Origin of the sequence: Pseudomonas sp. HMWF006, from assembly GCF_003061205.1 — a bacterium.
In the GTDB taxonomy this organism is placed as follows: domain Bacteria; phylum Pseudomonadota; class Gammaproteobacteria; order Pseudomonadales; family Pseudomonadaceae; genus Aquipseudomonas; species Aquipseudomonas monsensis.
Genome location: NZ_QAIU01000433.1, coordinates 1 through 6448 on the forward strand (window position 1 = coordinate 1; position 6448 = coordinate 6448).

The 6448-nt window shown below is 61.6% G+C and carries 5 protein-coding genes and 1 pseudogene; 1 reads left to right on the forward strand and 5 read right to left on the reverse strand.

Going from position 1 to position 6448, the window contains the following annotated elements; translation table 11 throughout:
- The 5 genes from DBR24_RS18225 to pilG all read right to left on the reverse strand — a co-directional run.
- Positions 1-2179: Hpt domain-containing protein (locus DBR24_RS18225; protein ID WP_177490615.1), on the reverse strand; the 2179-nt coding region annotated here is incomplete at its 3' end.
- Positions 2180-2190: 11 nt separating this feature from the next.
- A complete protein-coding gene (locus DBR24_RS18230; protein WP_123469528.1) occupies positions 2191-4245 on the reverse strand; it encodes a methyl-accepting chemotaxis protein in 2055 nt (684 codons plus the stop codon).
- A 260-nt stretch (positions 4246-4505) separates the two neighbouring features.
- Positions 4506-5045 (reverse strand): chemotaxis protein CheW, encoded by a 540-nt coding sequence (locus tag DBR24_RS18235; RefSeq protein WP_128615446.1) that lies wholly within the window; start codon positions 5043-5045, stop codon positions 4506-4508.
- A gap of 10 nt (positions 5046-5055) precedes the next feature.
- Positions 5056-5421 carry a twitching motility response regulator PilH gene (pilH, locus tag DBR24_RS18240; protein ID WP_123469533.1) on the reverse strand — a complete coding sequence of 122 codons (366 nt, stop codon included), beginning with the start codon at positions 5419-5421 and terminating at the stop codon, positions 5056-5058.
- Positions 5422-5481: 60 nt separating this feature from the next.
- On the reverse strand, positions 5482-5886 hold the full coding sequence (pilG, locus tag DBR24_RS18245) for a twitching motility response regulator PilG (protein WP_007913673.1): 405 nt from the start codon (positions 5884-5886) through the stop codon (positions 5482-5484).
- A 225-nt stretch (positions 5887-6111) separates the two neighbouring features.
- Here pilG and DBR24_RS32725 point away from each other — a divergent pair.
- Positions 6112-6448, forward strand: a pseudogene (locus DBR24_RS32725) (glutathione synthase); the annotation flags it as partial.

Consider the following 6448-nt stretch of genomic DNA (forward strand, 5'->3'; position numbering starts at 1 on the left):
GTTCCGGGAGCAACAACACCGTGTCGGTGAGCAGTTGCGGCACCACCGCACCGGGCTCGACGCTTTGTTCCAGCACACGGTTGAGCAGGTTCTCCACCGCCCAGGCCAGTTCACCCAGCACCAGCGCACGGACCATGCGCCCGCTGCCCTTGAGGGTGTGGAAGGCCCGGCGCAGTTCAGTCAGGGCCGCACGGTCCTGCGGATTGGCCGACCAGCGCGGCAGGTATTCGTGGAGGACTTCGAGGACTTCGTCGGTCTCCTCGAGGAACACTTCGCGCAGCTCGTCGTCGACCGGCTCTTCGTCAGCCGGTGGCGGCATCAGGCTGCCGGGGGTGGTCAGGGCCGGCGGGTTGAGCGCCGACACCGGGCTGGCCAGCACCTCGGCCAGCGACTGCACGATATCGGGGTCGTCCAGCACTTGCAGGTCTTGCATCACCAACGCTTCGCTGGGGCTGAGCACGTCATCGAGCACTGGCACCTGCGGTGCGCCGGGCGCGTCGTCAGGAAAGTAGCCCAGGCTGGCCAGGCTCTTCTGCGCGACATCCAGCAGTTGTTCGCTCGCGGCCTGCGGGTCGTCGCTCAAACGTTCGAGGTAGTACTCGAGGCTGGTGATCACGTCGGCGAGGTTGTCCAGTTGCTGCCAGCCCGGCTCGTGGGGATCAAGCAGTAAATGCTCGCGGATAAAGCCATTGCAGGCCTCGACCAGACTGGCCGCCCGGCTCAGCGGAATCATCGCCAGCGCGCCGCGCACCTGGGTCAGCAACTCCGGCAACGCTTGCAGGTGCTGGCGATCCCAGTCGGCGTCGATGTAGTCGACGATCATGTCCTTGGCCTGTTGCAGGCAGATGCGCGCTTCCTTGATCACGATCTGGTGGATCTGCGTCAGGTCGGTGGTCGGCAGGCGCGCCTCTTCGGGGCTTTCCGTTTCCACGGTGCCGACCATCCCGGCCAGATTCGCCTCGACGTAGAGCAGCGCGCCGGCGACGTCCATCAGCGTGGCGTCGTTCGGTTCGCGCTGGCCTTGAGCGAGGCTGAGGACCACCGCCAGTTGATCAATGATGACCTTGCGCGGCTGGCCAAAACCGAGCACCGCCAGGGTGTCGGCAATCTGCCGCAGCGGCGCCAGCAGGCTGTCCAGATCAGAGGTGTGCTGACGGTCGCTGCGCACGAACAGGTCGAGGCGCTCCTTGACCCGCACCAGCTCTTCGCACAGCGCCGCCAGCACCGAGCGCATCGCATCGCGGTCGGGGCAGGCCAGGCGCGCACGTTCTTCGTCGACCATCGCGCTGTCGGGCAACGCGTCGTCCAGGGAGTAGCGATCTTTCATGGTCAGCATCTGCCCGGTGGGATGTTCGGCTTTGGCAATATAGAACAGCAGGCTTTTGAGCAGCTCCGCAGGGGGCGGCTGGTTGAGGCCGCGCATGCCCTGCTCGAGCAGGCGCTTGAGTTCCTTGTCGGCGTCCTTGAACAGGCTGCGCAGCGCCGGGCTGTTGGCGATCGCGCCTTCGCGCATGCCTTCGACCAGCGCCGAGGCCACTTGCCACAACGGGCTCAAGGGCGCATCGCCGCTCATGGCTTCGAGACGCTGGAAGACTTTCGCCAGGTACTCCAGATGCGTCTGGTCATCCTGCTCGCGCAACAGACCGACCAAGGCCATTTGCAGCATCTGGCGCAACTTGCGCAGCACATTCGGCAGGTCTGCCGGCTCCAGCAGCGCCAGCGCTTGCGCGCTGAGGGGTGGCAGCTGCGGCAGTTGCGGGCTGAACAGGCTGGTTTCCGAGAGCAGGCTTTCGCCGCGGGCGCTGCGCAGGTCGTTGATCAGCGGCAGCACCACCAGCGGCAAATCGCGGCGGGCGCCCTGCACGCGGTCGAGGTAGATCGGCAATTGCCCAAGGGCTTGCAGCAGCAGGTGCAGGGCTTCGTCGCGGTGGCTGACGCGCTCGTGTTGCAAGGCTTCGACCAGATGTTCCATCTCTTCGGCGAGCAAGGCTGCGCCGTAGAACTCGACCATTTGCAGACTGCCGTGGACCTGATGGATGTAATCCAGGCACTCGTCCAGCCCGGGAGAGGCCTGCGGATCCTCAAGCACGGCTTCAATTGCCTGATGCGCCTGTTTCAGCGTTTCGGCAATTTCGCCCTTGACCCATTCGAGGGCCACATAGTCGTGCCGGTCACCCATAACCACTCCACTCACGCCTTGTCCGTCGCGGACGCCGACGGCAAGGTGAAACCGGATACCGAACGGCGCAGCTGGCTGGCCATTTTCGCCAGGTTGCCGATGCTCTCGGCGGTGGCGGTGGAGCCGGACGAAGTCTGCGAGGTGATCTGCTGGATCACGTTCATCGTCAGGGAAATCTGGCCGGCCGACGAAGTCTGCTGTTGCGCCGCGTTGGAAATGCTCTGGATCAGCGCCGCGAGGGTCTTCGATACGCCTTCGATTTCTTCCAGGGCCACCCCGGCATCCTGCGCCAGTCGTGCGCCGCGCACCACTTCGGTGGTGGTTTGCTCCATCGAGATTACCGCTTCGTTGGTGTCGGTCTGAATTGCCCGCACCAGGGTTTCGATCTGCCGGGTCGCGGCGGACGAGCGTTCAGCCAGTCGCTGCACTTCATCGGCGACCACCGCAAACCCGCGCCCGGCATCCCCGGCCAGCGACGCCTGAATCGCCGCGTTGAGCGCGAGGATGTTGGTCTGGTCGGCAATGTCGTCGATCAGGCTGACGATGTCGCCGATCTCCTGCGAAGACTCGCCGAGGCGCTTGATGCGCTTGGCGGTGTCCTGAATCTGTTCGCGGATGTTGTCCATGCCGTGGATGGTGTTGTGCACCACCTCGTTGCCCTTGTTGGCGATTTCCACCGAACGCTCGGCCACGGCCGAGGACTCGGCAGCATTGGCCGACACCTGATCAATCGACTCGGCCATGTCGCTGATCGCGGTCGAGGCTTCGGAAATCTGCTGCGCCTGATGCTCCGAGGCCTGGGCCAGGTGCATCGCGGTGGCCTGGGTTTCCTGCACGGCGGCGGCGACCTGGCCGGCGGTGAGGTTGATGGTTGCCACCAGGTCACGCAGTTGGTCGACCGAATAGTTGATCGAGTCAGCGATGGTGCCGGTGAAGTCTTCGGTCACCGAGGCGGTCACGGTGAGGTCGCCATCGGCGAGGTCTTCGATTTCGTCGAGCAGGCGCATGATCGCGTTCTGGTTGCGCTCATTCTTCTCGGCGGTTTCGCGCAACTGGCGGTTGGTTTCCCGGACCATCACCAGACCGATAAGGATGATCGAGGCCAGCGCCAGTAGACCGAGGACGTAACCACCAATGGTGTCGGTGTTGCGCCCGCCGGCAAGGTTTTCGAAGCGAGTGGCCAGGTGCGAGGCTTCGTCGAGCAGGGTTTGCGAGAGACTGAAGATGTTGCTCGCCGACTCGCGAACCTTGAACAGCTCCGGCGAGGTTTCGAGGATTTCGTCCACGGAGCCGGAGACGAACTGGAACAGCTCGGAAATTTCGCTCAGGCGTGCGCGGGCATCGCGGTCTTCGACCTGGCTGATTTTCAGTGCCGGGTTGCCTTGCAGCATGCCGTTGAGTACCTGGCCGAAACGGGTGGCGTCGCGGCCGAAGGCATCGGCGGCCTGCTGCGAGTTTTCGTCGCCGGCGAGCACGGTGTTGACCGCGCCGAGGATCCGTTCGGCGAGCAGCGACTGACGCTGGGCCATTGCCACTTGCGCCGCCGGAGCACCGCGCTGGAGGAGGATTTCGACGACTTTTTCGTATTCGATCTGCAACTGCGGCACGGTTTCGGCCAGGGTCGCGGCGACCTGATGCAGCGACAGCACAGTCTGTTCGCTGGTGAGGATGGCGTCGGTGTTTTTCAGCAGGCGTTCCCAATCCAGCTGCACGGCGCGCATTTCCGGGCGCACGGTGGCCGGGGCCGGTGGCAGGCCGGTGGCCGGGTCGCCTTTCTTCAGGTAACCCCAGCGCTGGGCGAAATCGTTGCGCGCATCGCTCAGCAACTTGAACGCGGCAGCCTTGCCGGCAGCGGCTTCAGTGGCGTTCTTGGCGATGCGTTGCGACAGCACGCGCAGTTCACCGGCGTGGCCGATGTACTGTTTGTCGTAGTTGGCCTGGGTGTTGAGGTACGCGAAGTTGGCGAACAGCAGCATGATGAACACGATCAGTGCGATGAACAGCACGATGATCTGCGAGCGACTGCGCGATCCTTCCGCCGACTTGTCTGTTTTTGCTTTTGTCATCGGTCCTCGCCTAATTTGAAACTCACCGAAGCACCTGTAGAAGCTAGCCTTGTGAAGTGGAGCTTTTGTGGCGAGGGGATTTATCCCCGATGGGTCGCACAGCGGCCCCAAGATTCGAGCTGTATCAAATACATCTCGAATGCAGCCTTTGGGTCGGCTTCGCCAACCATCGGGGATAAATCCCCTCGCCACAGGTTTCCCTTGCCACAGAATCACACCATTACATGGCCCATTCCCACATGGGTTCTCTGTTGTTTCGACTAAATTGCGACGCTCATGAATACCGGGGATTTAGCCAGTACAAACAGGCTGAACACCCGCCAGTTCTGCTCGCGCCGGAAATAGCCTTTGACGAACTCGGCCTTGGAACCCTGGCGCTTGCTGATCGAAATCGGTTCGAAGCTGTCCTGCTCGAAATGCTGCAGGCCGATGACTTCGTCCACCATCAGCCCGGCAAACACATCGCCATGCTCGACCACCAATACCCGCCGCTGTTTACGCAATGGCGACAGCTCGTGCCCGAAAAAACCGCACAGGTCCATGATCGGCAGCAAGCGCCCACGCAGGTTAGCCACCCCTTTGACCCACGGTTTGACCCCGGGCAATTGAGTGAAGCGCGGCTCGTGCAGCACTTCGCTGACTTCGCCCATCGGCGCCACATACCAATGCTCGCCAAGGCGAAAGCCGATACCGCTCCAGCGATCCTGGCGCGCGGTCTGCGACGGCAAGTCCGCCGCCAGCAAGCGGCAGCGCTGGTCGATTTGCCAGAGCAGTTCGAACGCAGTCAGCGATTCGCTCATGGTTGCGCGATCAGTCTTTGAGCACGTTGTTCAGGGTCTTGATCAGGGTGTCTTCGTCGACCGGTTTGGTCAGGTAATCCTTGGCGCCCTGACGGGTGCCCCAGACCTTGTCGGTTTCCTGATCCTTGGTGGTGATGATGATCACCGGGATGTGGCCGGTGTCCGGGTCCTTGGTCAATTGCCGGGTCGCCTGAAAACCGTTGAGGCCGGGCATGACGATGTCCATCAGCACTGCATCGGGTTTTTCCTGACGGGCCAGCGCGACACCGTCGGCGCCGTTTTCGGCTTTCAGTACTTCGTGGCCGTGCTTTTCGAGCATGCCGGTCAGTTTGTACATTTCAGTCGGCGAATCATCGACGATCAGGATACGTGCCATGGTTTTCCCCATTTTTCTTGTTGACGCCCGGCCCGCTGGCCGAGCATCACTGTACGTGTCTTACTGCGGCAAAACGGCGGCGAAGCCCGGAACATGGGCCTGAATCGCGTTAAGCAGTTCTTCCTTGCTGAAAGGCTTGGTCAAAAATTGATCGGAACCGACAATCCGCCCCTTGGCCTTGTCGAACAGCCCGTCGCGCGACGACAGCATGATCACCGGCGTGGCCTTGAATGCGCTGTTGTTCTTGATTAAAGCGCAGGTCTGATAACCATCCAGACGCGGCATCATGATGTCGACAAAAATGATTCCGGGATGGTTGTCCGCGATTTTCGCCAGCGCGTCGAAACCATCAATCGCCGTGATCACTTCGCAACCCACATTTTTCAACAATGTTTCGGCGGTGCGACGAATCGTTTTCGAGTCGTCGATCACCATGACCTTCAAGGCGCTGGACTGCTGTTCCATAAGAGGGCTCTACCGTCGCCTTTGCGAATCAAATTGTCCGTTTTGCTATCAGTGATGGCTGGAAACCCTTGATGTTCAAGGGCCAGCGCTGCATGCCAGCCTTTTTAGCACAGTCTCCAGATGCAATCTATCGACGGGTTTTTCCTTGACCGAAAACCCGCCCGGAGCCACTCTGGCGGCACTTTTTCAATACCGATCCGGTAGCCAATTTTCGAGGAAAACCCAATGAGCGTTCGCGTCGGGATTGTCATGGACCCTATCGCCAGCATCTCCTATAAAAAGGATAGCTCGCTGGCCATGCTGCTGGCCGCGCAAAAACGTGGCTGGGAACTGTTCTACATGGAGCAGCGCGACCTGTATCAGGCCGAAGGCCAGGCGCGGGCGCGCATGAAGCCGCTGAAAGTCTTCGCCAACCCGGAAAAATGGTTCGAACTGGACGCCGAGCAGGACAACCTGCTGAGCGACCTGGACGTGATCCTGATGCGCAAGGATCCGCCGTTCGACATGGAATTCGTCTACTCCACCTACCTGCTCGAACAGGCCGAAACGGCGGGCGTGCTGG

What these genes read in the sequence shown, in the direction of transcription:
- DBR24_RS18230 (WP_123469528.1), bottom strand. Translation starts at nt 4,245, where the DNA reads ATGACAAAAGCAAAAACAGACAAGTCGGCGGAAGGATCGCGCAGTCGC.
- DBR24_RS18235 (WP_128615446.1), bottom strand. Translation starts at nt 5,045, where the DNA reads ATGAGCGAATCGCTGACTGCGTTCGAACTGCTCTGGCAAATCGACCAG.
- pilH (WP_123469533.1), bottom strand. Translation starts at nt 5,421, where the DNA reads ATGGCACGTATCCTGATCGTCGATGATTCGCCGACTGAAATGTACAAA.
- pilG (WP_007913673.1), bottom strand. Translation starts at nt 5,886, where the DNA reads ATGGAACAGCAGTCCAGCGCCTTGAAGGTCATGGTGATCGACGACTCG.